Origin of the sequence: Pseudomonas phoenicis (genome assembly GCF_047302395.1) — a bacterium.
GTDB lineage: Bacteria > Pseudomonadota > Gammaproteobacteria > Pseudomonadales > Pseudomonadaceae > Aquipseudomonas.
The window spans coordinates 1,320,748-1,345,117 of the sequence record NZ_CP154852.1 but is presented as its reverse complement, the minus strand read 5'-3'; the positions used below and the strand labels follow the sequence as shown (position 1 = coordinate 1,345,117).

At 63.2% G+C, this 24,370-nt stretch carries 16 protein-coding genes and 1 pseudogene; 12 read left to right on the top strand and 5 right to left on the bottom strand.

Features of this window, described 5'->3' with window-relative positions; genetic code table 11:
• The first annotated feature begins 1 nt into the window (after nucleotide 1).
• The 7 genes from aroK to AA0Z93_RS06105 all read left to right on the top strand — a co-directional run bounded on the left by aroK (nucleotide 2) and on the right by AA0Z93_RS06105 (nucleotide 12,068).
• Complete coding sequence (aroK, locus tag AA0Z93_RS06135) at nucleotides 2-520, top strand: shikimate kinase AroK (protein WP_413045937.1); 519 nt, start codon at nucleotides 2-4, stop codon at nucleotides 518-520.
• Nucleotides 521-615: 95 nt separating this feature from the next.
• Nucleotides 616-1,713, top strand: coding sequence for a 3-dehydroquinate synthase (aroB, locus tag AA0Z93_RS06130; RefSeq protein WP_413045938.1), 1,098 nt, complete (start codon nucleotides 616-618; stop codon nucleotides 1,711-1,713).
• Nucleotides 1,714-1,728: 15 nt separating this feature from the next.
• Nucleotides 1,729-3,327 carry an AAA family ATPase gene (locus AA0Z93_RS06125; protein WP_413045939.1) on the top strand — a complete coding sequence of 533 codons (1,599 nt, stop codon included), beginning with the start codon at nucleotides 1,729-1,731 and terminating at the stop codon, nucleotides 3,325-3,327.
• A 369-nt stretch (nucleotides 3,328-3,696) separates the two neighbouring features.
• Nucleotides 3,697-8,142, top strand: a complete 4,446-nt coding sequence (gene gltB / locus AA0Z93_RS06120; RefSeq protein ID WP_413045940.1) for a glutamate synthase large subunit — start codon at nucleotides 3,697-3,699, stop codon at nucleotides 8,140-8,142.
• 121 nt (nucleotides 8,143-8,263) lie between these two features.
• Nucleotides 8,264-9,682 (top strand): FAD-dependent oxidoreductase, encoded by a 1,419-nt coding sequence (locus AA0Z93_RS06115; RefSeq protein ID WP_413045941.1) that lies wholly within the window; start codon nucleotides 8,264-8,266, stop codon nucleotides 9,680-9,682.
• Between the two features lie 584 nt (nucleotides 9,683-10,266).
• Nucleotides 10,267-11,331 carry a uroporphyrinogen decarboxylase gene (hemE, locus tag AA0Z93_RS06110; protein ID WP_413045942.1) on the top strand — a complete coding sequence of 355 codons (1,065 nt, stop codon included), beginning with the start codon at nucleotides 10,267-10,269 and terminating at the stop codon, nucleotides 11,329-11,331.
• Between the two features lie 215 nt (nucleotides 11,332-11,546).
• Nucleotides 11,547-12,068: a cytochrome b gene (locus tag AA0Z93_RS06105; RefSeq protein ID WP_413045943.1), complete on the top strand. Its 522-nt coding sequence runs from the start codon at nucleotides 11,547-11,549 to the stop codon at nucleotides 12,066-12,068.
• A 3-nt stretch (nucleotides 12,069-12,071) separates the two neighbouring features.
• Here the strand turns inward: AA0Z93_RS06105 and AA0Z93_RS06100 are convergent, their stop codons facing one another.
• Complete coding sequence (locus tag AA0Z93_RS06100; RefSeq protein ID WP_413045944.1) at nucleotides 12,072-13,322, bottom strand: MFS transporter; 1,251 nt, start codon at nucleotides 13,320-13,322, stop codon at nucleotides 12,072-12,074.
• A gap of 127 nt (nucleotides 13,323-13,449) precedes the next feature.
• Between AA0Z93_RS06100 and AA0Z93_RS06095 the strand changes: the two genes are divergently transcribed.
• Nucleotides 13,450-14,346: a LysR substrate-binding domain-containing protein gene (locus AA0Z93_RS06095; protein WP_413045945.1), complete on the top strand. Its 897-nt coding sequence runs from the start codon at nucleotides 13,450-13,452 to the stop codon at nucleotides 14,344-14,346.
• Nucleotides 14,347-14,364: 18 nt separating this feature from the next.
• On the opposite strand, the gene AA0Z93_RS06090 is transcribed toward AA0Z93_RS06095, so the two are convergent.
• Nucleotides 14,365-15,756, bottom strand: a complete 1,392-nt coding sequence (locus tag AA0Z93_RS06090; protein WP_413045946.1) for an L-cystine transporter — start codon at nucleotides 15,754-15,756, stop codon at nucleotides 14,365-14,367.
• A gap of 226 nt (nucleotides 15,757-15,982) precedes the next feature.
• Between AA0Z93_RS06090 and AA0Z93_RS06085 the strand changes: the two genes are divergently transcribed.
• A complete protein-coding gene (locus tag AA0Z93_RS06085; protein WP_413045947.1) occupies nucleotides 15,983-17,038 on the top strand; it encodes a haloacid dehalogenase-like hydrolase in 1,056 nt (351 codons plus the stop codon).
• 77 nt (nucleotides 17,039-17,115) lie between these two features.
• Here AA0Z93_RS06085 and AA0Z93_RS06080 read toward each other — a convergent pair.
• Nucleotides 17,116-17,415 (bottom strand): annotated as a pseudogene (locus tag AA0Z93_RS06080) (dihydroxy-acid dehydratase); the annotation flags it as partial.
• A 299-nt stretch (nucleotides 17,416-17,714) separates the two neighbouring features.
• Between AA0Z93_RS06080 and AA0Z93_RS06075 the strand changes: the two are divergent.
• Nucleotides 17,715-18,356 carry a DUF4433 domain-containing protein gene (locus tag AA0Z93_RS06075; RefSeq protein WP_413045948.1) on the top strand — a complete coding sequence of 214 codons (642 nt, stop codon included), beginning with the start codon at nucleotides 17,715-17,717 and terminating at the stop codon, nucleotides 18,354-18,356.
• Nucleotides 18,356-19,444 (top strand): macro domain-containing protein, encoded by a 1,089-nt coding sequence (locus tag AA0Z93_RS06070; protein WP_413045949.1) that lies wholly within the window; start codon nucleotides 18,356-18,358, stop codon nucleotides 19,442-19,444. The genes AA0Z93_RS06075 and AA0Z93_RS06070 overlap by 1 nt, the downstream gene beginning before the upstream one ends.
• Before the next feature lie 56 nt (nucleotides 19,445-19,500).
• Here the strand turns inward: AA0Z93_RS06070 and ilvD are convergent, their stop codons facing one another.
• Nucleotides 19,501-21,342, bottom strand: coding sequence for a dihydroxy-acid dehydratase (ilvD, locus tag AA0Z93_RS06065; RefSeq protein ID WP_413045950.1), 1,842 nt, complete (start codon nucleotides 21,340-21,342; stop codon nucleotides 19,501-19,503).
• A 509-nt stretch (nucleotides 21,343-21,851) separates the two neighbouring features.
• Here ilvD and mgtE point away from each other — a divergent pair.
• Nucleotides 21,852-22,907: a magnesium transporter gene (gene mgtE, locus AA0Z93_RS06060; RefSeq protein WP_413045951.1), complete on the top strand. Its 1,056-nt coding sequence runs from the start codon at nucleotides 21,852-21,854 to the stop codon at nucleotides 22,905-22,907.
• Between the two features lie 78 nt (nucleotides 22,908-22,985).
• On the opposite strand, the gene AA0Z93_RS06055 is transcribed toward mgtE, so the two are convergent.
• Nucleotides 22,986-24,182, bottom strand: a complete 1,197-nt coding sequence (locus tag AA0Z93_RS06055) for a class I SAM-dependent rRNA methyltransferase (RefSeq protein WP_413045952.1) — start codon at nucleotides 24,180-24,182, stop codon at nucleotides 22,986-22,988.
• Nucleotides 24,183-24,370 lie beyond the last annotated feature (188 nt).

Genomic DNA, 24,370 nt, shown 5'->3' with positions numbered 1-24,370 from the left:
TGTGCGAAATATGATACTTGTGGGGCCCATGGGCGCTGGAAAGAGCACCATCGGACGCTTGTTGGCCAAAGAATTGCGCCTGTTGTTCAAGGATTCCGATAAGGAAATCGAATTGCGCACAGGTGCCAATATTCCGTGGATCTTCGACAAGGAAGGCGAGCCGGGTTTTCGCGATCGCGAGCAGGCCATGATCTGCGAACTCTGCGAGCTCGAGGGCGTGGTTCTGGCAACCGGCGGGGGCGTGGTCTTGCGCGATGCCAACCGCGCCGCGCTGCGCCAGGGCGGACGGGTCATCTATCTGCATGCCTCGGTCGAACAGCAGGTCGGGCGTACCGCCCGCGACCGCAACCGGCCGCTATTGCGCACCAGCAACCCCGAAGCCACCCTGCGCAGCTTGCTGGCGCTGCGCGATCCGCTGTACCGCGAGATCGCCGACCTGGTGGTGGAAACCGACGAGCGGCCGCCGCGCATGGTTGTGCTCGACATCCTCGAGCGCCTTGAAAAGTTGCCGCCCCGGTAAGCCGGGTCTATGCTCGGCGGCCACCGCCAAAATGGGTCAAACGCTATCGCGCGAGTCGCCCGAGCGATGCCGCGCATTACAACTTGTGGGGACACATGCAGACATTGAAGGTCGACCTGGGCGAGCGTAGCTACCCGATCTATATTGGCGAAGGTCTGCTGGACCAGCCCGAACTGCTCGCGCCGCACATCGCCGGACGGCAAGTGGCGATCGTCTCCAACGACACCGTCGCGCCGCTGTATCTGCAACGCCTCACCCAGACCCTGGGCGCCTACAAGGTCTTGCCGGTGGTGCTTCCCGACGGCGAAGCGCACAAGAATTGGGAAACCCTGCAACTGATCTTCGATGCGCTGCTCACCGCGCGGCACGACCGTCGCACCACGGTCGTGGCCCTGGGCGGCGGCGTGATCGGTGACATGGCCGGCTTCGCAGCGGCGTGCTATCAGCGCGGCGTCGACTTCATCCAGGTGCCCACGACCTTGCTGTCCCAGGTCGACTCATCGGTCGGCGGCAAGACCGGCATCAACCATCCGCTGGGCAAGAACATGGTGGGCGCGTTCTACCAGCCCAACGCCGTGCTGATCGACACCACCAGCCTCAAGACCCTGCCCGCGCGCGAACTCTCCGCCGGCCTGGCCGAGGTCATCAAGTACGGCCTGATTTGCGACGAGCCTTTCCTGACCTGGCTCGAACAGCACATGTCGGCCCTGCGCGAACTCGACCCGCTTGCCCTGACCGAAGCCATCGGCCGCTCCTGCGCGGCCAAGGCTGCGGTGGTGGGTGCCGACGAGCGCGAGTCGGGCGTGCGCGCCACCCTCAACCTCGGCCACACCTTCGGCCACGCCATCGAAACCCATATGGGCTACGGTGTGTGGTTGCACGGCGAAGCCGTGGCGGCCGGGACGGTGATGGCGCTGGAGATGTCCATGCGCCTGGGCTGGATCGAACGCGCCGAGCGCGACCGCGGCATTCGTCTGATGCAGGCCGCCGGGCTGCCGGTGGTGCCACCCACGGCAATGACCCCTGCCGATTTCATGCAACACATGGCGGTCGACAAAAAGGTGCTGGATGGACGTCTGCGCTTGGTACTGCTGCGCCGCATGGGCGAAGCCGTAGTGACCGACGACTATTCGACAGAGATTCTCCAGGCCACCCTGGCGGCGGATTACCGCGCCATCGTGTCCCAGCTTTGAGGTTGTGACAGCGCAATGACCAGTTTGCATGCCGACGAGGCCTTCCTCGACCATTACCAGTTGAGCCACGATCCCTTCGCACCGCGGGTCCCAGGCTTCAAGTTCTTCCCTGCCCAGCGCAAGCCGGTGCTGGGCCAACTGCACCACCTGGCCCGTTACAGCCACCTGCTGCTGGTGGTCACAGGCCCCCTGGGCAGCGGCAAGACCCTGCTGCGCCAGGCGCTGGTCGCCAGCACCAACAAGCAGTCGGTGCAGAGCGTGGTGGTCTCCGCCCGCGGTGCGGCGGATGCCGCCAGCGTATTGGGGCAGGTGGCGCAATCGCTCAATGTGGCCAAGGCCGAAGTCCAGGCCATTCTGTCCAAGGTCGTGCAGTTGGCGCAGACCGGCCAGGAAGTCTATCTGCTGGTGGACGATGCGGAACAACTCGACGAGTCGGCACTCCAAGCGTTGCTGGAGTTGGCCGCCGGTGTCTCGCAAGGTCGTCCGCACGTGTTCCTGTTCGCCGAGCCGTCGCTGATCGCGCGCCTTGACGAGTTCAGTGCCGAGGAAGAACGCTTCCACGTCATCGAACTGGAGCCGTACAGCGAAGACGAGACCCGCGAATACCTGGAGCAGCGCCTGGAAGGCGCAGGCCGAGGTATCGACGTGTTCACCCGTGAGCAGTTGACCGATATCCATGAAAACTCGGACGGCTGGCCTGGCGCTATCAACCAGGTCGCCCGCGATACCTTGATCGAAGCCATGATCGCCAGCCGCACCGCGGTGAAGCGACCAACCATGGGGTTCACTATGCCGAAGAAACATGTCCTGGCGTTGTCCGCCGTCGTCGTGGTTGCGGTCGCCGCCGCAGTCCTGATGCCGAAGAAGGGCGACAAGCCGAGCGAAGAACCGGTCGCTCAGAGCCAGCAGCAAGATGCAGCGGGCAACCCATCCATCGAATTTTCCGGCACCACCAAGCCGCTGCCGTTGGGCGGCCAGCAACCGGTCATGCGCGAGCCATTGGCCGAAGCCGCCGGCATGGGCGACGGCGAAGAGGGTGGGCCTGCCAGCGACACCACGCTGCAGCCGTCCAACCCACCGACGGTCACCACCACAGCGCCACCCCAAGGCATGGCTGCCGGGCCGGCGCCAACGCCAGCCCAACCCGTGACCACCGCGCCTGCGCCCAAGCCGGTCGTCACTCAGCCCGTCCAGCCGGCCCAGGCCGCCAAGCCTGCCACCCCAGCCGCCAAACCCGCGCAGCCGTCGGCACCGGTGCAAGTGGCCAAGGCCGCGCCTGCCGCCAAACCCGCTGAGAAACCCGCCGCTGCCACCGGGGGTAACGGCAACAGCAGCTGGTACAGCGGTCAGAAGGCCGGCAACTACGTCGTGCAGATTCTGGGCACCAGCTCCGAAGCCTCGGCCCAAGCCTTCGTCAAGGCCCAGGGCGGCGAGTACCGCTATTTCAAGAAGACCTTGCAGGGCAAGCCGCTGTACGTGGTCACCTACGGCAACTTCGCCAACCGCGATGCCGCCGTCGCCGCCATCAAGAACTTGCCAGACAAGGTCCAGGCTGGTAAACCTTGGCCTCGTTCCGTCGCCAGCGTCCAACAAGAGCTGGCCTCGGCCCGCTGATCCTTCCGGGCGGCTCCACCCCCGCCGCCCAGTTGCTGAGCGACTCCTGAATCTCCAAGCCTGCTGCATGCACATGCGGCAGGCTTCTGCGTCTCAGACTGCCGGCCACAAGCCCTCACGCAGCCGCGACTGAAGCGTTTCAGGCCTTGCCGTGCCCGACCTGGGCTATCCGCGCAAAAAACATTCAAATTAGCGACATAAATTTTCGATTAGGAGTCATGAAAATTTGTGGGCGTTACTGTCGCTGTGCAACAATGGATTTCAATGACCCCACGAAAAAAGCTGGCAATCGACCAGAGTGGCGGCCAAGTGATTGTTCTAAAAAGAGTTTAGCCTTCGTCGAGAGGCGAACCTGGTGAGAAAGTGTCTATGAAAACAGGTCTGTACCGCCCCGAAGAATTCAAGGACAACTGTGGTTTTGGCCTGATCGCCCATATGACGGGCGAGCCCAGTCACCACCTGCTGCAAACCGCCATGCAGGCCCTGACCTGCATGACCCACCGCGGCGGCATCAATGCCGACGGCAAGACCGGCGACGGTTGCGGCCTGCTGATGCAGAAGCCCGATCAGTTCCTGCGGGCCATGGCTCAGCAGCATTTCGCCGTCGAGCTACCCAAGCAATACGCCGTGGGCATGGTGTTCTTCAACCAGGACCCGAGCAAAGCCGAAGCTGCGCGCGCCAACATGGACCGCGAGATCCTGGCGGCGGGTCTGAAGCTGGTCGGCTGGCGCAAAGTGCCCATCGACACCAGCGTATTGGGCCGCCTGGCCCTGGAGCGCCTGCCGCAGATCGAGCAGGTATTCATCGGTGGCGAAGGGCTGAGCGATCAGGATTTCGCCATCAAGCTGTTCAGCGCCCGCCGCCGTTCGTCGGTGGCCAACGCCCACGACAGCGACCACTACATCTGCAGCTTCTCGCACAAGACCATCATCTACAAAGGCCTGATGATGCCGCGCGACCTCGCGGCCTTCTATCCAGACCTGGGTGACGAGCGCCTGCAAACCGCCATCTGCGTGTTCCACCAGCGCTTCTCCACCAACACCCTGCCGAAATGGCCGCTGGCCCAGCCGTTCCGCTTCCTCGCCCACAACGGCGAGATCAATACCATCACCGGCAACCGCAACTGGGCCATGGCCCGGCGCACCAAGTTCGCCAACGACCTGATCCCCGACCTCGAAGAGCTCGGCCCGCTGGTCAACCGCGTGGGTTCGGACTCATCGAGCATGGACAACATGCTCGAACTGATGGTCACCGGTGGTATCGACCTGTTCCGTGGCGTGCGCATGCTGGTACCACCGGCCTGGCAGAACGTCGAAACCATGGACGCCGACCTGCGCGCCTTCTACGAATACAACTCCATGCACATGGAGCCGTGGGACGGCCCGGCCGGCATCGTCATGACCGAAGGCCGCCACGCGGTGTGCCTGCTCGACCGCAACGGCCTGCGCCCGGCACGCTGGGTGACCACCAAGAATGGCTACATCACCATCGCTTCGGAAATCGGTGTGTGGGGCTACCAGCCCGAAGACGTCATCGCCAAAGGCCGTGTAGGCCCAGGGCAGATCTTTGCCGTCGACACCGAAACCGGGCAGATCCTCGACACCGACGCCATCGACAACCGTTTGAAGTCGCGCCACCCCTACAAGCGCTGGCTGCGCCAGCACGCCACGCGCATCCAGGGCACCCTGGAAGGCGATGAAGGCGTGGCCAGCTACGACGCCGACCAGCTCAAGCAGTACATGAAGATGTTCCAGGTCACCTTCGAGGAGCGCGACCAGGTGCTGCGCCCGCTTGGTGAGCAGGGCCAGGAAGCGGTCGGCTCGATGGGCGACGACACGCCCATGGCCGTGCTGTCGCAGCGGGTGCGTTCGCCCTACGACTTCTTCCGCCAGCAGTTCGCCCAGGTCACCAACCCGCCGATCGACCCGCTGCGCGAAGCGATCGTCATGTCCCTGGAAATCTGCCTGGGCGCCGAGCGTAACATCTTCCAGGAATCTCCCGAGCACGCTTCGCGGGTGATCCTCAGCTCGCCGGTCATCTCGCCTGGCAAATGGCGCACGCTGATGACGCTCGAGCGCGAAGGCTTCGAGCGCCAGCACATCGACCTCAACTATGACGCCAGCCTCGGCCTGGAAGCAGCCGTGCGCAACATCGCCGACCAGGCCGAGGAAGCGGTGCGCGGCGGCAAGACCCAACTGGTGCTGAGCGACCGTCTGATCGCCCAGGGCCGTCTGCCGGTGCATGCCTCCCTGGCCGTCGGCGCGGTGCATCACCGCCTGACCGAAAAGGGCCTGCGCTGCGACAGCAACATCCTCGTGGAAACCGCCACCGCCCGCGATCCGCACCACTTCGCCGTGTTGCTGGGCTTCGGCGCTTCGGCCGTGTACCCGTACCTGGCCTATGAAGTGCTCGCCGACCTGATCCGCACCGGCGAAGTGCTGGGCGATCTGGACGAAGTGTTCAAGTACTACCGCAAGGGCATTTCCAAAGGCCTGCTGAAGATCCTGTCGAAAATGGGCATCTCCACCGTCGGTTCCTACCGCGGCGCCCAACTGTTCGAAGCGATCGGCCTGTCGAGCGAAGTCGTTGACCTGAGCTTCAAGGGCGTACCGAGCCGCATCCAGGGCGCACGCTTCGTCGACCTGGAAAACGACCAGAAACTGCTGGCCGCCGAAGCCTGGAGCGCACGCAAGGCGATCCAGCAGGGCGGTCTGCTCAAGTTCGTCCACGGCGGCGAATACCACGCCTACAACCCCGATGTGGTCAACACCCTGCAAGCGGCCGTGCAGCAGGGCGACTTCGCCCGCTTCAAGGAATACACCGCACTGGTCGACAAGCGCCCGGTATCGATGATCCGTGACCTGCTCAAGGTCAAGGTCGCCGAACAGGCGCTGGACCTGGCCGAGGTCGAACCGCTGGAGGCCATCCTCAAACGCTTCGACTCGGCAGGCATCTCGCTCGGTGCGCTGTCGCCCGAAGCCCACGAAGCCCTGGCCGAGGCCATGAACCGCCTGGGCGCGCGCTCCAACTCCGGTGAGGGCGGCGAAGACCCGTCGCGCTACGGCACCGTGCGCAGCTCGAAGATCAAACAGGTCGCCACCGGCCGCTTCGGCGTCACCCCCGAATACCTGGTCAATGCCGAAGTGCTGCAGATCAAGGTGGCGCAGGGCGCCAAGCCGGGCGAGGGCGGGCAGTTGCCGGGCGGCAAGGTCAACGGCCTGATCGCCAAATTGCGCTACGCCGTGCCTGGCGTGACGTTGATCTCGCCGCCGCCGCACCACGACATCTATTCGATCGAAGACCTGTCGCAGCTGATCTACGACCTCAAGCAGGTCAACCCGCAGGCGCTGGTGTCGGTCAAGCTGGTCGCCGAAGCCGGCGTGGGCACCATCGCCGCCGGTGTGGCCAAAGCCTATGCCGACCTGATCACCATCTCCGGTTACGACGGCGGCACTGGCGCATCGCCCCTGACCTCGATCAAATACGCCGGCGCACCGTGGGAACTGGGCCTGGCCGAAACCCACCAGACCCTGCGCGGCAACGACCTGCGCGGCAAGGTGCGGGTACAGACCGACGGCGGCCTGAAGACCGGCCTGGACGTGATCAAAGCGGCCATCCTCGGCGCCGAAAGCTTCGGCTTCGGCACCGCACCGATGATTGCCCTGGGCTGCAAATACCTGCGCATCTGCCACCTGAACAACTGCGCCACGGGCGTGGCCACGCAGAACGAGAAGCTGCGTAAGGACCACTACATCGGCACCGTCGACATGGTGGTCAACTTCTTCACCTTCGTCGCCGAAGAAACCCGCGAATGGCTGGCCAAGCTGGGCGTGCGCAGCCTGGGCGAGCTGATCGGCCGCACCGACCTGCTCGACGTGCTGCCGGGCGACACCGAGCGCCAGCAGTACCTGGACCTCACGCCGCTGCTGGGCAGTTCGCACATTCCGGCCGACAAGCCGCAATTCTGCGAAGTCGACCGCAACCCGCCGTTCGACAAGGGCGAGCTGGCCGAGCGCATGGTCGAAATGGCCCTGCCGGCCATCCGCGACCAGGCCGGCGGCGAATTCGACCTCGACATCTGCAACTGCGACCGCTCCATCGGCGCCCGTATCTCGGGCGAGATCGCCAAGCTCTACGGCAACCAGGGCATGGCGGCCAAGCCTGTGACCTTCCGCTTCAAAGGCACGGCGGGGCAGAGTTTCGGCGTGTGGAACGCCGGCGGCCTGCACATGCGTCTGGAAGGCGATGCCAACGACTACGTGGGCAAGGGCATGACCGGCGGCAAGCTGACCATCGTGCCGCCTGCGGGCAGCCCGTTCGAGACGCAACACAGCGCCATCGTCGGCAACACCTGCCTGTACGGCGCCACCGGCGGCAAGCTGTTCGCCGCCGGCACCGCGGGCGAGCGTTTCGCGGTGCGCAACTCCGGTGCCCACACCGTGGTCGAGGGCACGGGCGATCATTGCTGCGAATACATGACCGGCGGTTTCGTCTGCGTGCTGGGCAAGACCGGTTACAACTTCGGATCCGGCATGACGGGCGGTTTCGCCTACGTGCTCGACATGGACAATGCGTTCGTCGACAAGCTGAACCACGAACTGGTGGAAATCCAGCGCATCAGTGGCGAAGCGATGGAGGCCTACCGCACCCACCTGGCGCGGGTCCTTGCCGAATACGTGGAAGAAACCGGTAGCGAGTGGGGGCGCGAGCTCTCCGAGAACCTGGACGACTACGTGCGACGCTTCTGGTTGGTCAAGCCCAAGGCGGCCAACCTCAAGCAACTGCTGTCCAGCACCCGCGCCAACCCGCAGTAAGAGCAGCTGCACGTGGCGCCCCCGGCTGCAAACAGAAGCCGCACGGGGTGCGCCCGGCTTACGTGATCGTCTTGCAGCTTGCAGCGTGTAGCGCGCAACTGCCGTGAAGAGGTTTTGAAAAATGGCTGAACGTCTGAGTAACGACTTCCAGTTCATCGAAGTAGGGCGCAAGGATCCGAAGAAGAAGCTGCTGCGCCAGCGCAAGAAAGAGTTCGTGGAGATCTACGAGCCGTTCAAGCCCCAGCAGTCGGTCGAACAGGCCCACCGCTGCCTGGGCTGCGGCAACCCGTACTGCGAGTGGAAATGCCCGGTGCACAACTTCATTCCCAACTGGCTGAAGTTGGTGTCGGAGGGCAACATCCTCGCGGCCGCCGAGCTGTCGCACCAAACCAACACGCTGCCCGAAGTCTGTGGTCGCGTGTGCCCGCAAGACCGTCTGTGCGAAGGGGCCTGCACCCTGAACGACGGCTTCGGCGCAGTGACCATCGGTTCGGTCGAGAAATACATCACCGACACCGCCTTCGCCATGGGCTGGCGCCCGGACATGTCCCAGGTCAAACCGACCGGCAAACGCGTGGCCATCATCGGTGCCGGCCCGGCCGGCCTGGGCTGCGCCGACGTGCTGGTGCGTGCGGGCGTAACACCCGTGGTGTTCGACAAGAACCCGGAAATCGGCGGCCTGCTGACCTTCGGCATTCCGGAGTTCAAGTTGGAAAAGAGTGTGCTGAGCAACCGCCGCGAAGTGTTCACCGGCATGGGTATCGAGTTCCGCCTCAATACCGAGGTGGGCCGCGACGTCACCCTCGAGCAGCTGCTGGCCGAATACGATGCGGTGTTCATGGGCATGGGCACCTACACCTACATGAAGGGCGGCTTCCCCGGTGAAGACCTGCCGGGCGTGCACGACGCGCTGGATTTCCTCATCGCCAACGTCAACCGCAACCTCGGCTTCGAGAAGTCGCCGGAAGATTTCGTCGACATGCAGGGCAAGACCGTGGTCGTGCTCGGCGGTGGCGACACGGCGATGGACTGCAACCGCACCTCGATCCGCCAGGGCGCGAGCAGCGTCACTTGCGCCTATCGCCGCGACGAGGCGAACATGCCCGGCTCGCGCAAAGAGGTGAAGAACGCCAAGGAAGAAGGGGTGAAGTTCCTCTACAACCGCCAGCCGATCGCCATCGTCGGCGAAGACAAGGTCGAAGGCGTCAAGGTGGTCGAGACCCGTCTGGGCGAACCCGATGCCCGTGGCCGACGCAGCCCCGAGCCGATTCCCGGTTCCGAGCAGATCCTGCCGGCCGACGCCGTGGTCATCGCCTTCGGTTTCCGCCCGAGCCCGGCATCCTGGTTCGAGCAGTTCGACATCCGGACCGACAGCCAGGGTCGTGTGGTAGCGCCCGAGCAGAGCCGCTTCAAGCACCAGACCAGCAACCCGAAGATCTTCGCCGGTGGCGACATGGTGCGCGGTTCGGACCTGGTGGTCACGGCCATCTTCGAAGGCCGCACCGCCGCCGAAGGGATTCTGGATTACCTGGAAGTCTGATGCGGCTTGCTGAAGCCTCGACGGCCAGTCGGGGCTTCAGCGGATCTTGAGCGAACGTGCCTGCGCTTCTCCCGCATTGCAGCGACTTTCGACTCCGGTTGTGCCGGAGCAGGGCTGGCCACGGGCTCGTGCGATCGGCAGATTCGGCGCTCTGCTTGGTCATGCTGGCCGGCCTGGCAGACCGGTGGCTACAATCGGTTTTCGTCGGGTGCTTGAACGATGCCCGAGGTGGGGCGGCTCCGCCGCCCATCGCGGCTAATCGGAGCGCCGAACCGGCCGCTCCTACAAGAGTTCCTGCAGAGGATTCTTTGATCGTAGCCAAGTCTTTCAGAAAACTACGACCCTGTAGGAGCGGCTTCAGCCGCGATGGCCGGCGAAACCGGCCCAATCCAGACAAAGCATTCCGACCTGCCATAACCCAAGGTCCTTGCACAGGCTTCGAGGCCGCCTCAAAGACGCCTAACAGAACAGGCCCCCATTCCCAGCTTGACCCATGGCACCCAATGAACGAATCACCCCGTCCCATCCGTGCCTTTTGCGTTGGCGTCTGACAAGATGCCTGCATTCTGTTTTCGGATGCCGACATGACTCCCCTGAAGAACGATCGTTTCCTGCGCGCCCTGCTCAAGCAACCCGTGGACGTCACCCCTGTCTGGATGATGCGCCAAGCCGGTCGCTACCTGCCCGAATACCGTGCCAGCCGCGCCAAGGCCGGCGATTTCATGAGCCTGTGCATGAACCCGCAGTTCGCCTGCGAAGTCACCCTGCAGCCGCTGGAGCGCTACCCGCTCGACGCTGCGATCCTCTTCTCCGACATCCTCACCATCCCCGACGCCATGGGCCTGGGCCTGTACTTCGAAACCGGCGAAGGTCCGCGCTTCAAGAACGTCGTGCGCACCCTGGCCGACATCGAAGCGTTGCCGGTGCCCGACGCGCAGAAAGACCTGGGCTATGTAATGGACGCGGTCAGCACCATCCGTCGTGAGCTCAACGGCCGCGTGCCGCTGATCGGTTTCTCCGGCAGCCCCTGGACGCTGGCCACCTACATGGTCGAAGGCGGCTCGTCGAAAGACTTCCGCAAGATCAAGGCCATGGCCTACGACACCCCCGAGGCCCTGCACCTGCTGCTCGACAAGCTCGCGCAGTCGGTCACCGCGTACCTCAACGGGCAGATCCTGGCCGGCGCGCAAGCCGTGCAGATCTTCGATACCTGGGGCGGCAACCTGTCGTCGGCGGCCTACCAGGAGTTTTCCCTGGCCTATATGCGCAAGATCGTCAGCGGCCTGATCCGCGAGCATGACGGGCGCAAGGTGCCGGTGATCCTGTTCACCAAGAACGGCGGCCTGTGGCTGGAAAGCATCGCCGAGGCCGGGGCCGATGCCCTGGGCCTGGACTGGACCTGCGACATCGGCGAAGCCCGTCGCCGGGTCGGTGGCCAGGTGGCCCTGCAAGGCAACATGGATCCGACCGTGCTGTACGCCAATCCTGCCGCGATCCGCAAGGAAGTGGCGCGCATCCTGGCCAGCTATGGGCAGGGCAGCGGCCACGTGTTCAACCTCGGCCATGGCATCACGCCGGAAGTCGACCCAGCCCATGCCGGCGTGTTCATCGAAGCGGTACACGAGCTGTCGGCCCAGTACCACGGCTGAAACCCGCGACTGCATGCGCCTTGCCAGCCTGCAATGGGCTGGCAAGAGCCTTCCACCGATTGCCGAACAATCCTTCCCGCAAAGCCACCTTCCCTTACGGTTCGCATCCACCGCTCTCCCTAAGCTGCCGCGCTATCAACCCACGCTTTCTGGGCTGCGCCGGCGACGTTCAGCGCCCAAGCCTGCAGCGTGCGCTTCGTTTAGGAGAAAGTGTCATGAATGCGAGCAAAGTAGAACGGTACAGCTGGGAGCAGGTGCTGCTGCATTGGATCTCGGCAGTCGTCATCCTTTGGACATTGAGCAGCGGGTTCTATGTGGCCTATGCCAAGGTCGACGACGCTACCCACGCGTGGGTGGGCTGGGTCAATGTCTCGACCACCACACTCTTTATCCCGATCTTCGTACTGCGCTGTGTGGTGCGCATGCTCAAATCCGTTCCCGCCAGCCTCGACCGGAATCCAAGGAGCCGTTTGGCGGCGCACATCGCGCACCAGGCGCTTTACTGGCTGACGGCGTTGGTACTCCTGTCGGGCGTACTGATGATGAAAGGCGCTATCGACGTCTTTGGCTGGTGGCACATTCCAGCCCCGGTAACCGACGCCGCTTGGCAAGCACGCTGGTTCACGGTGCACATCGCCAGTTGCTTCGCGCTTGCGGCCGTGGTGGCGCTGCACCTCGCCGCCGTGGTCTTGCACCAGTCACGTGGACACGCCATCTTGCGCCGCATGTGGCTGTGACGCTCAACTCTTGGGCGGCAGGCGGCTCAGGTGGACGGCAATGCCCAGCGCGATCGCCAGCAGGCAGCCGATGAACGCGCCGATGCCGTGCCAGCCGTAGTGGTGCCAGAACACCCCACCCACCGTACCCGCCACGCTGGAGCCGGCGTAATAGCTAAACAGATACAGCGACGACGCCTGCCCTTTGGCCCGTAGCGCCCGTCGCCCGATCCAGCTGCTGGCCACCGAATGCGCGCCGAAGAAGCCGAAGGTGAAGACCAGCATGCCGACCACGATCAGCGTCAGTGGCGTCGCCATGGTCAACGCCATGCCCGCCGCCATCACCAGGATGCTGGCCCAGAACACCTTGCGCCGGCCCAGCTTGTCGGCCAGCGCGCCGACCTGCGCGGAGCTGTAGATGCCCGACAGGTACACCACCGAGAGCAAGCCCACCAGCGCCTGATTCATGTGATACGGCTCTGCCAACAGGCGGTAGCCGATGTAATTGAACAGCGTGACGAAAGCGCCCATCAGCAGGAAGGCTTCGAGGAACAGCCAAGGCAGGCCGGCGTCCTTGAAGTGCAGCACGAAGCCGTCGAGCAGGTTGCGCGGCTTGAGCGACTGGGCGCGGAAGTTGCGCGATTCGGGCAGCACCCGCCAGAACACCAGTGCCGCTACCAAGGCCAGGCCACCCATCACCAGCAAGGCGGTGTGCCAGCTGACGAAATCGATCAACACCCCAGTGATCAGCCGGCCGCTCATGCCACCGATGGCGTTGCCACCGATGTACAGCCCCATGGCCAAGCCGATGTGCTGCGGCGCGATTTCTTCGCTGAGGTAGGTCATCGCCACGGCCGCCAGCCCGCTGAGCGACAGGCCCACCAAGGCGCGGGTGGCCAGCACCGTCTCCCAGGTCGGCATGACGGCGCTGGCCAAGGTCGCCAGCGCCGCGCACAGCAAGGCGAAGACCATCACCGGCTTGCGCCCGATGCGGTCGGAAATGGGGCCGGTGATCAGCAGGCCGATGGCCAACATCGCCGTGGAAATCGACAGCACCAAGCTGCTCTGCGCCGCGTTGATGGCGAACTCGTGCGACAGCAACGGCATCATCGGCTGCACGCAATACAGCAGCGCGAAGGTGGCGAAACCGCCGCTGAACAGCGCCAGGACGGTACGCATGAACGCGGGCGTACCTTTTTCGATCCACAGCGCAGGGGGTAGCTCGGCCTGGGCAGCGGTAGGGCGGGAGGGTAGGGGCGCGACAGCGGATTTCACGAAACGGGGACCTCGAGTGGCGATGGTGGCCAATGCAGTAGGAAAAAAGCATATAGCTGCCTAATTATTACTTCCAATATATTGTTCGACCTATTTAAGAGCTTTCACGACCTATTCGGAGGTGGGTATGGAACTGCGTCACCTGCGTTACTTCATCGCCGTGGCCGAAGAGCTGCACTTCGGTCGCGCCGCCCAGCAACTGGGCATTTCCCAGCCGCCGCTCAGCCAACAGATCCAGGCATTGGAGCAGGAACTGGGCGCGCGCCTGTTCGAGCGCACCAACCGCCGCGTCGAGCTGAGCGAAGCCGGGCGGCTGTTTCTCGAGGAGGCTCGACAGGTGCTGGCCCAGGTGGAAAAGGCGGCCGATGTCGCCCGCCGCGCGCAGTTGGGCGAGCTGGGCGAGATGAAGATCGGCTTCACTTCCTCGGCGCCGTTCACGTCGAAGATACCCAAGGCGCTGCATGCCTTTCGCCAGCGCTTTCCCGCCGTGCACCTCGACCTCAAAGAATTGAGCAGCCGTGATATCGCGGCGGGGGTGTTCGACGAATCCATCGAGGTGGGCCTGATGCGGCCGATGCCGTTGCCCGAGGGGCTGGTCGCCACCGAACTGTTGCGCGAACCCCTGGTGGCAGTGATCAATGCCTCCCATCCCCTGGCCTCCGGCAGCGAGGCAGGGTTGTACATGGCGCAACTGGCCGACGAACCGTTCGTGTTCTTTCCGCGCAGTTACGGCAGCGGCCTGCATGCACAGTTGCTCAGCTTGGCGCGCAGTGCAGGCTTCAGCCCGCATTTCGCCCAGGAAGCCGGGGAGGCGATGACCATCATCGGCCTGGTGTCGGCGGGGTTGGGGGTGTCGGTGCTGCCAGCGTCGTTCCAGCGCATGCGCATCGAAGGCGTGGTGTATCGCACCCTGTTGGACGAAGCGGCGGTCACTGCGGTGTTGCTGGTGCAGCGCGAGCGGGGCGGCTCGGCAATGGCCAAGGCGTTCGCCGAGCTGCTGCAGGAGGGGTTGGGCGCGCCGTGACGGCGCGCCCGGACAGGGTCAGACGTGGCTGAGCTGAGCCCGCTCTTCGCTGGCCAGCACCTGTGTGTCGGTCTGCTTGAGCAACTGGCTGGTGACCATGCCCGCGGTCATCGAACCGTTGACGTTGAGCGCCGTACGGCCCATGTCGATCAATGGCTCCACCGAGATCAGCAGCGCCACCAGTTCCACCGGCAGGCCCATGGCTGGCAGCACGATCAGCGCGGCGAAGGTCGCACCGCCGCCCACACCGGCCACGCCGACCGAGCTCAGGGTGACAATGGCCACCAGGGTCGCGATCCACAGCGGGTCGAACGGGTCGATGCCTACGGTGGGTGCGACCATCACCGCCAGCATGGCCGGGTACAGCCCAGCGCACCCGTTCTGGCCCAGCGTGGCGCCGAACGAAGCACTGAAGCTGGCGATCGACTGTGGCACACCGAGGCGCAGGGTTTGCGCTTCGATGTTCAGCGGAATGCTGGCGGCGCTGGAGCGGCTGGTGAAGGCGAAGGTCAGCACCGGCCAGACCTTGCGCAGGAAACGCAGCGGGCTGACGCCGGTGGCGGCGAGGATCAGGCCGTGCACCACGAACATCAGCCCCAGGCCCAGGTACGACACCAGCACGAAGCTGCCCAGTTTGAGGATGTCCTCCAGGTTGGAGCTGGCCACCACCTTGGCCATCAACGCCAGCACACCGTAGGGCGTGAGCTTCATGACCAGGCGTACCAGGCGCATCACCCAGGCTTGCAGGGTGTCGATGGCCGACAGCGCGCGGCCGCCTTTCTCGGCGTCGTCGCGAATCAGCTGCAAGGCGGCCATGCCGACGAACACGGCGAAGATCACCACGCTGATGATCGAAGTCGGTTTGGCCCGCGCCAGGTCGCCCACCGGGTTGCTGGGGATGAACGAAAGCAGCAGCTGTGGGATGTTGAGATCGGCGACCTTGCCGGCATAGTCGCTGTGGATGGCTTGCAGCCGCGCGCTTTCCTGCACCCCGGCGATCAGGCCGTCGGCGGTGAGGCCGGACAGGTTGGTCAGCACGATGCCGATCAGGGCGGCGATGGCCGTGGTGATCAGCAGCGTGCCGATGCTCAGCACGCTGATCCGGCCCAGGGACGAGGCATTGTGCAGGCGCGCCACGGCGCTGAGGATCGAGGCGAAGATCAGTGGCATGACGATCATCTGCAACAGGCCCACATAGCCGTTGCCGACCAGGTCGAGCCAGCCGATGGTGGCTTTGAGCACGGGATGGCCGGCGCCATACAGGGTATGCAGCACCAGCCCGAACAGCACGCCGAGCACCAGGCCCAACAACACTTTTTTCGCCAGGCTCCAGTCGGTGCGGCGGGTCTGCGCGAGGCCCAGCAGCAGCGCGAGGAACGCCAGCAGGTTAAGAGACAGCGGAAGATTCATTGAGGCACCCGTTCGAGCGAGACGTGGCCGACGCTGACATGAGCGAAGGCAATCGCGAATGCTAACAGGCTGAAAACACAGGAATTTATACCCAAAAGTTATTTCCATAGTCGGTTTGGAAATAACGACGGGTCTGGTCCATTCGCGACAACTGCGTCGATACGATCGCTCACCCGTCACACAGGCGGTCTAGTCTTTGGCGCCCATGCCTCTGGAGCGCCTCACGATGCCTGCTTCGAAATACCTGATCGGTGGTCTTGCCTTGCTGCTCAGCGCCAGCACCTGGGCGGCGACCGAACTCGCACATTGGCCCGTCGAGGCCGCCAAGCAACTGGACGCGATGATCGCCGCCAACGCCAACAAAGGTAACTACGCGGTCTTCGACATGGACAACACCAGCTACCGCTACGACCTCGAAGAGGCACTGCTGCCGTTCATGGAGAACAAAGGCCTGCTGACCCGCGACAAGCTCGACCCTTCGCTCAAGCCGATCGCCTTCAAGGACAGCGCCGAGCACAAGGAGAGCCTGTTCAGCTACTACTACCGGCTGTGCGAGATCGATGACATGGTCTGCTATCCCTGGGTCGCGCAGGTGTTCTCCGGCTTCACCCTCAAGGAGCTGAAGGTGCAGGTCGACGAGTTGATGGCCTCGGGCAAGCCGATACCGACCACGTATTTCGAAGGCGACCAGGTCAAATCGATGGAGGTACAGCCGCCCAAGGTCTTTGTCGGGCAGACCGAGCTGTACAACAAGTTGATGGAGAACGGTATCGACGTCTACGTGGTCAGCGCCGCCAGCGAAGAGCTGGTGCGTATGGTCGCCTCCGACCCGCAGTACGGCTACAACGTCAAACCGCAGAACGTCATCGGCGTCAGCCTGCTGCTCAAGGACCGTGCCACCGGCAGCCTGACCACCGCGCGCAAACAGATCGCCGCCGGCCACTACGACGCCAAGGCCAACCAGGATCTGGAACTGACCCCGTACCTGTGGACACCAGCCACCTGGATGGCCGGCAAACAGGCCGCCATCCTCACCTACATCGACCAGTGGAAGCGCCCCGTACTGGTCGGCGGCGACACACCATCGAGCGATGGCTACATGCAGTTCCACGGGGTGGATGTGAACAAAGGCGGCGTGCACCTGTGGATAAACCGCAAGGCCAAGTACCTGGAGCAGCTCAACGGCATGATCGCCAGCAACGCTGCGGCCCAGGCCAAGGAGGGATTGCCGGTGACGGCCGACAAGAATTGGGTGGTGGTGACGCCGGAGGAGATTCAGTAGGTGCCTGGCGCAGACTGTTTTCCAAGGCATAAAAAACCGGCGTACCAGGCGCCGGTTTTTCGCATGCCTGCCGAGCCCTACAGCCCGTCGAGCATCGCCTTGTTGCGCACCGCGCCCTTGTCGGCGCTGGTCGCCAGCAGGGCGTAGGCCTTGAGCGCCGTGGTCACTTTACGCGGCCGCACTTCCACCGGCTTCCAGCCTTTCTTGTCCTGTTCGATGCGGCGGTGCGACAGCTCTTCGTCGCTGACCAACAGGTTGATCGAGCGGTTGGGGATGTCGATCAGCACCTTGTCGCCATCGCGCACCAGGCCGATCGCACCACCCGCTGCCGCTTCCGGCGAAGCATGGCCGATGGACAGGCCCAAGGTGCCGCCTGTGATAAGTGAAGGCTGATCGCTAACCTCCCGCTGGCAGGCGGGGTTGGCGAATTGCTTTACTACGACACAGGATTTAACCAGATACACTGGGATACCATGGGCTGACGAGAGTACCTCTATTCGGCGCCCAGGCATGTTTGCATGGCTGAGCGCTTAGCCCCAGGCGAGGTAGCGGTAGCAAATTTTGCGAAAATTTTAACGCCCACTGAAAGCATTCGACAGATTGTGTTGAGCGAAGCAAAGGCGAAAAGCCTTACGAATCTGTGGGTCGACTCGAATCCAAATGTGTTTCCTGCCAGATGATCTACACCAATCTAAAACCTTCAAAAGCGCTCATCTGGCGAATCGTGCATCGTGACAACCTGCCGTGGATTCTCGATCACGGTTTGCCTGCGGTTTCGTCGGGAGAGGTGTTCAACAGTTACGTAGAAATCGGCAATCCGGATCTGATCAGCAAACGAGCTCAGCGATGCGTGCCTCTCGAACCTGGGGGCACGCTTGCTGACTATGTGCCTTTCTACTTCACGCCCTTCTCGGTCATGATGAAGAACATCCACTCAGGATGGAGTGTGCAGCAAAGGCGCAACGAGGAAATCGTGATTCTAGTCTCCAGCCTATACCGTGCACAGTCGCTCGGCCTGCGCTTCGTCTTTACCGACGCTCATGCCTATCCGCATTGGACTGGCTATTACGACGATCTTCAGCAGTTGGATAGAGTCGACTGGAACATTCTACAGCGTAGGGATTTCAAGCGGGATGCGGATGACCCGAGAAAAATGGAGCGCTACCAGGCTGAGGCGCTTCTTCACAAGCATGTTCCAGTAGAAGCGTTGCTAGGCATTGTTTGCTATGACGAACTGCTGAGCAGTCGTGTCGATAGAGAAGTTCGACAGCGTCAGCTGAATATTCCTGTCTATGCTCGACCCAAGTGGTATTTCTGATGATACGTTTTGTGCAGGGTAATCTTCTTGAGGCTGACGCTGAAGCGTTGGTCAATACGGTCAATACCGTTGGCGTGATGGGCAAAGGTATTGCACTCATGTTCAAAGAGCGCTTCGCCGAGAACTATCGCTTGTATCGCGCAGCCTGTCAGGCTCAAGAAGTGGTTATTGGCAAAATGTTCGTAACGCCAGCGAACGAGCTAGGCGGGCCAAAGTGGATCGTGAACTTCCCTACTAAGCGGCATTGGCGTTCGCCGTCGCACATTGACTGGATTACAGAGGGCTTGCGGGATCTTCGCAGCTTCATCATTGAGCATCAGTTGAGCTCGATCGCCATACCGCCACTTGGGGCAGGCAATGGCGGTTTGCCTTGGCCAGCGGTACGCGACCAGATAGAACATGTACTCAGTGATCTACAGGCGGATATTCTGGTTTTCGAGCCAACCGCGAACTATCAGAATGTCTCCAAACGTAGTGGCGTGGAACAATTAACACCCGCGCGTGCACTGATTGCAGAGTTAGTGCGTCGCTACTGGGTATTGGGGATGGAATGCAGTCTGCTCGAAATCCAGAAGCTGGCGTGGTTTCTTGAGCGATCCATCGAGCGATTTACCCCAGGCGATAATCCATTGCAGCTCAAATTCGTCGCGCATAAATATGGCCCCTACGCCAACCGGCTCGAGCACTTGCTGAACCACCTTGACGGCAGTTACCTGCACTGCGGCAAACGCATCAGCGATGCCGGGCCCTACGATGTGATCTGGTTTGACGAAGGGCGCAAAAGCTTTATACACGCCTATTTGAATGGGGAGGCGAAAGCCTATCTTCCCGCTCTGGAATTCACTGCTGATTTGATCGACGGCTTCGAGTCACCGTTCGGCATGGAGTTACTGGCAACGGTTGACTGGCTGCTCTCTCAAGAAGCGATCGAGCCTACGGTCTCAGCAATACGGAAGCGACTTGAGCACTGGTCAGGATCTGCCGCTACCGCATCTCGCAAGAGTCAGCTGTTCGATGACGAGTCGATCGAGATTGCCTTGCATAAGCTTGTAGCGCTTACGTCGAACCCTTCTATCTCACTCCAATAGCCAAACCAAAAAAACCGGCGCACTTGGCGCCGGTTTTCTTGCATGCCCGCCAAGCCTCACAGCCCGTCGAGCATCGCCTTGTTGCGCACCGCGCCCTTGTCGGCGCTGGTCGCCAGCAGGGCGTAGGCCTTGAGCGCCGTGGTCACTTTACGCGGCCGCACTTCCACCGGCTTCCAGCCTTTCTTGTCCTGTTCGATGCGGCGGTGCGACAGCTCTTCGTCGCTGACCAACAGGTTGATCGAGCGGTTGGGGATGTCGATCAGCACCTTGTCGCCATCGCGCACCAGGCCGATCGCACCACCCGCTGCCGCTTCCGGCGAAGCATGGCCGATGGACAGGCCCGAGGTGCCGCCCGAGAAGCGGCCGTCGGTGAGCAGGGCACAGGCTTTGCCCAGGCCTTTGGACTTCAGGTACGAGGTCGGGTAGAGCATTTCCTGCATGCCCGGGCCGCCTTTCGGGCCTTCGTAGCGGATGATGACGATGTCACCGGCCTGCACTTCGTCGTTGAGGATGCCGCGCACGGCGCTGTCCTGGCTCTCGAAGATCTTCGCGTTGCCTTCGAACACGTGGATCGATTCGTCGACACCGGCGGTCTTCACCACACAGCCGTCCTGAGCGATGTTGCCGTACAGCACGGCCAGACCGCCTTCCTGGGAATAGGCGTGCTCGAAGCTGCGGATGCAACCGTTCTGGCGGTCGTCGTCCAGCGTGTCCCAACGGGTCGACTGGCTGAACGCGGTTTGCGTCGGGATGCCCGCCGGGCCTGCCCTGAAGAAGGTATGCACGGCCTCGTCGTCGGTCTGGGTGATGTCCCATTGGGCGATGGCGTCGGCCATGCTCAGGCTATGCACGGTCGGCAGGTCGGTGTGCAGCAGGCCGCCACGGGCCAGCGAGCCGAGGATGCTGAAGATGCCGCCGGCACGGTGCACGTCCTCCATGTGGTACTTCTGGATGTTCGGCGCCACCTTGCACAGCTGCGGCACCTTGCGCGACAGACGATCGATGTCGCGCAGGTCGAACTCGACTTCGCCTTCCTGGGCCGCGGCCAGCAGGTGCAGGATGGTGTTGGTCGAGCCGCCCATGGCGATGTCGAGCATCATGGCGTTCTCGAACGCCTTGAAGTTGGCGATGCTGCGCGGCAGGACCGACTCGTCGTTCTCGCCGTAGTAGCGCTTGCACAGTTGCACGATGGTGCGCCCGGCGGTGAGGAACAGCTGCTCGCGGTCGGAGTGGGTCGCCAGGGTCGAGCCGTTGCCGGGCAGGGCCAGGCCCAGGGCTTCGGTCAGGCAGTTCATCGAGTTGGCGGTGAACATGCCCGAGCAGGAACCGCAGGTCGGGCAGGCGCTACGCTCGTACTCGGCGACCTTTTCGTCGGACGCGGTGGAGTCGGCGGCGATGACCATGGCGTCGACCAGGTCCAGGCCATGGCTGGCCAGCTTGGTCTTGCCGGCTTCCATCGGGCCACCGGAAACGAAGATCACCGGGATGTTCAGGCGCAGTGCGGCCATGAGCATGCCGGGGGTGATCTTGTCGCAGTTGGAGATGCAGACGATGGCGTCGGCGCAGTGCGCGTTGACCATGTATTCCACTGCATCGGCGATGATCTCGCGGCTGGGCAGCGAATAGAGCATGCCGTCGTGGCCCATGGCGATGCCATCGTCGACCGCGATGGTGTTGAATTCCTTGGCCACGCCACCGGCGCGCTCGATTTCGCGGGCGACCAACTGACCCATGTCTTTGAGATGCACATGCCCCGGAACGAACTGGGTGAAGGAGTTGGCGATGGCGATGATCGGTTTCTTGAAGTCGTCGTCTTTCATGCCGGTGGCGCGCCACAGGGCACGGGCGCCGGCCATGTTGCGGCCGTGGGTGGAAGTCTTGGAACGATAATCAGGCATGAAGCACTCCTGGCGGCTTGATCAGGTCACGTGAAGGGGAAGTGAGCTTCTCTTGTCCATTGCGCCGAAAGTCGGTTGCCGTTGGCACGGATGAAGTCGACGACAGCACGGGATCGCCGCGTGCTCGACCAGAGCTCATAAACCCGCCGGGGATGACTGGCGATGAATAGGCCCGATTCTACACCGCCAGGGCAGGGAAGGCATGGCGAGTTGGACGTCCGGACGCTGTGGCTTGGCGAGGTGCTGCGCCGGTCACGATTCGAAGGCTATGTAGGACGCTTCCGAAAATATCCGGATTGGCGAGCTCGGGGCTGACTTCGTGTATGCCCCTCCCTATGATTGCCGCGCCGCATGTGCGGCTCCACGAGAAACACCCCAATGGACCTTCCCAGTTTCAGTTCCCCCGGAATCTGTCATCTGGCACTGAGCGCGCCGTCGCCAGGGCTACCTCAGGCTTGAGCCCGTCAGGGTGAGGTCCGCAGGTGCCTGGACGGCGCCTGGAGACTCTCATGCAAAACGATCTTCACACCAGCACTTCCCCGGACCATCTGCGTCAGGCCGCCCAGGCCCGTCGCGACCAATTCCTGCAACTCGGTCGCTATCGCGAAGGCACGGCCGGCGCCCTCATGACCAGCCAGTATTCGAGCCTCGACCATGGCCTGCATGCCAGCCAGGCCATCGATATGTTGCGCCGCGAGGCCGCCGATGCCGAAACCATCTATCAATCCTATGTTCTGGACAGCGGACGCAACCTGCTCGGCACCGTGTCCCTACGCGAGTTGATCCTGGCTGCGCCGAACTGCCCTGTGGAACGGATCATGACGCGCAAGGTACTCAGCGTGTGCGTGTCCACGGCGCAGGAGGAGGTGGCGCGATTGATTCGCACGCACGATCTGCTGGCCGTGCCGGTCATCGACGAAGCCGGGCGCCTGGTAGGCATCATCACTTGCGACGAGGCGATGGACGTGGTGGTCGATGCCGCTACCGAAGACTTCCACAAGGGCGCGTCGATCACCACCCACATCGGCAACCTGAAGGACGCCACCCTCGGCCTGCTCTATCGCAAGCGCGTGCTGTGGCTGGTTCTGCTGGTCTTCGGCAACCTGTTTTCCGGCGCCGGAATCGCGGCCTTCGAAGACACCATCGCAGCGCACATTGCGCTGGTGTTCTTCCTGCCGCTGCTGGTCGACAGCGGCGGCAACGCGGGGGCGCAGTCCGCTACCTTGATGGTCCGTGCTCTGGCGACGGGTGAAGTGGTGTTGCGCGACTGGCTGAACTTGCTCAAGCGTGAGTGTGGCGTCGCCTTGGCCTTGGGCGGCACCATGGCCGTAGCGGTCGCCGGGCTCGGCATACTGCGCGGCGGCGCGGACATCGCAGTGATCGTCGCCAGCAGCATGTTGGTGATCGTATTGATGGGCAGCCTGATCGGCATGAGCCTGCCGTTCCTGCTCAGCCGGCTCAAGCTCGACCCTGCCACCGCGAGTGGCCCGCTGGTCACGTCGATCGCCGATGCGGTGGGGGTCTTGGTGTATTTCGGTATTGCGTCGCAGGTTCTGGAGATCTGAAACAGCCGGCCGCTTGCGACCACTGTTCGGGGACCGCAAGCGGCGTCAGGCCGTGGGTGAGCCTGCAACTGGCGCCGCTTAGCCGTTGGGCAACAACCGGCAAGTGATGCTCTTGATGTAACGCGTCTCCGGAATCGCCGGGTGCACCGGATGGTCCGGCCCTTGGCCGCCACGCTCGAGCAGTTGCAGGTTGCGGTCCAGGTGGCGGGCGCTGGTCAGCAGGATGCCGTTGAGGTCGTCTTCGGGCAGGTGCATCGAGCACGAGGCGCTGACCAGGATGCCGTCCTTGTTCAGCAAGCGCATGGCCTGCTCGTTCAGGCGGCGGTAGGCGCCTTCACCGTTTTTCAGGTCTTTCTTGCGTTTGATGAAGGCGGGCGGGTCGGCGACGATCACGTCGAAGCGCTCTTCGGCAGCCTTCAGTTCCTTGAGGGCTTCGAACACGTCGCCTTCGATGCAGGTCAGCTTCTCGCCGATGCCGTTCAGAGCCGCGTTGCGCTCCACACCGTCCAGGGCGAAGCCCGAAGCATCGACGCAGAACACTTCGCTGGCGCCGAATACGCCGGCCTGCACGCCCCAGCCGCCGATGTAGCTGAACAGGTCGAGCACGCGCTTGCCGGCGACGTAGGGCGCCAGGCGCGCGCGGTTCATGCGGTGGTCGTAGAACCAGCCGGTCTTCTGCCCTTCACGTACCGGGGCTTCGAACTTGACGCCGTTCTCTTCCAGGGCGACCCAGTCCGGCACTTCGCCGTAGACGGTCTCGACGTAGCGCTGCAGGCCTTCGGCGTCGCGTGCGGCCGAGTCGTTCTTGAACAGGATGCCGCTGGGCTTGAGCACTTGTACCAGTGCGGCGATCACGTCGTCCTTGTGCGCTTCCATGGTCGCCGAGGCCAGTTGCACCACGAGGATGTCGAAGAAGCGATCCACCACCAGGCCTGGGAGCAAGTCGGAATCGCCATACACCAAGCGGTAGCAGGGCTTGTCGAACAGCCGCTCGCGCAACGACAGCGCCACGTTGAGGCGGTGCACCAGCAGCGATTTGTCCAGCGCCAGCTTGGCGTCGCGCGACAGCAGGCGGGCGCAGATGAGGTTGTTGGGGCTTACCGCGACCACGCCCAGAGGCTTGCCGCTGGCCGTTTCGAGAATGGCCTGCTGGCCGGCGCTCAGGCCTTGCAGCGGGGTGGCGGCAACGTCGATCTCGTTGCTGTAGACCCACAGGTGGCCGGCGCGCAGGCGGCGGTCGGCGTTGGCTTTGAGGCGAAGGCTGGGCAGGGACATGACGTCGCTCCGGGAAAAAAGAGCGGGAGTATAGCCTGTCGGCCGGGCGAGGTGCTGCCCCGAGGCCGGGCCGTGACAAATGGTTAATCCAGTGAAGTTGCACTCAACGATTGCTTTGCCTACAGGTAGAATCGACGGATCCTTCCGAGTACATCCACATGCCTCCTGAACTCACTCCAGAGCAGATC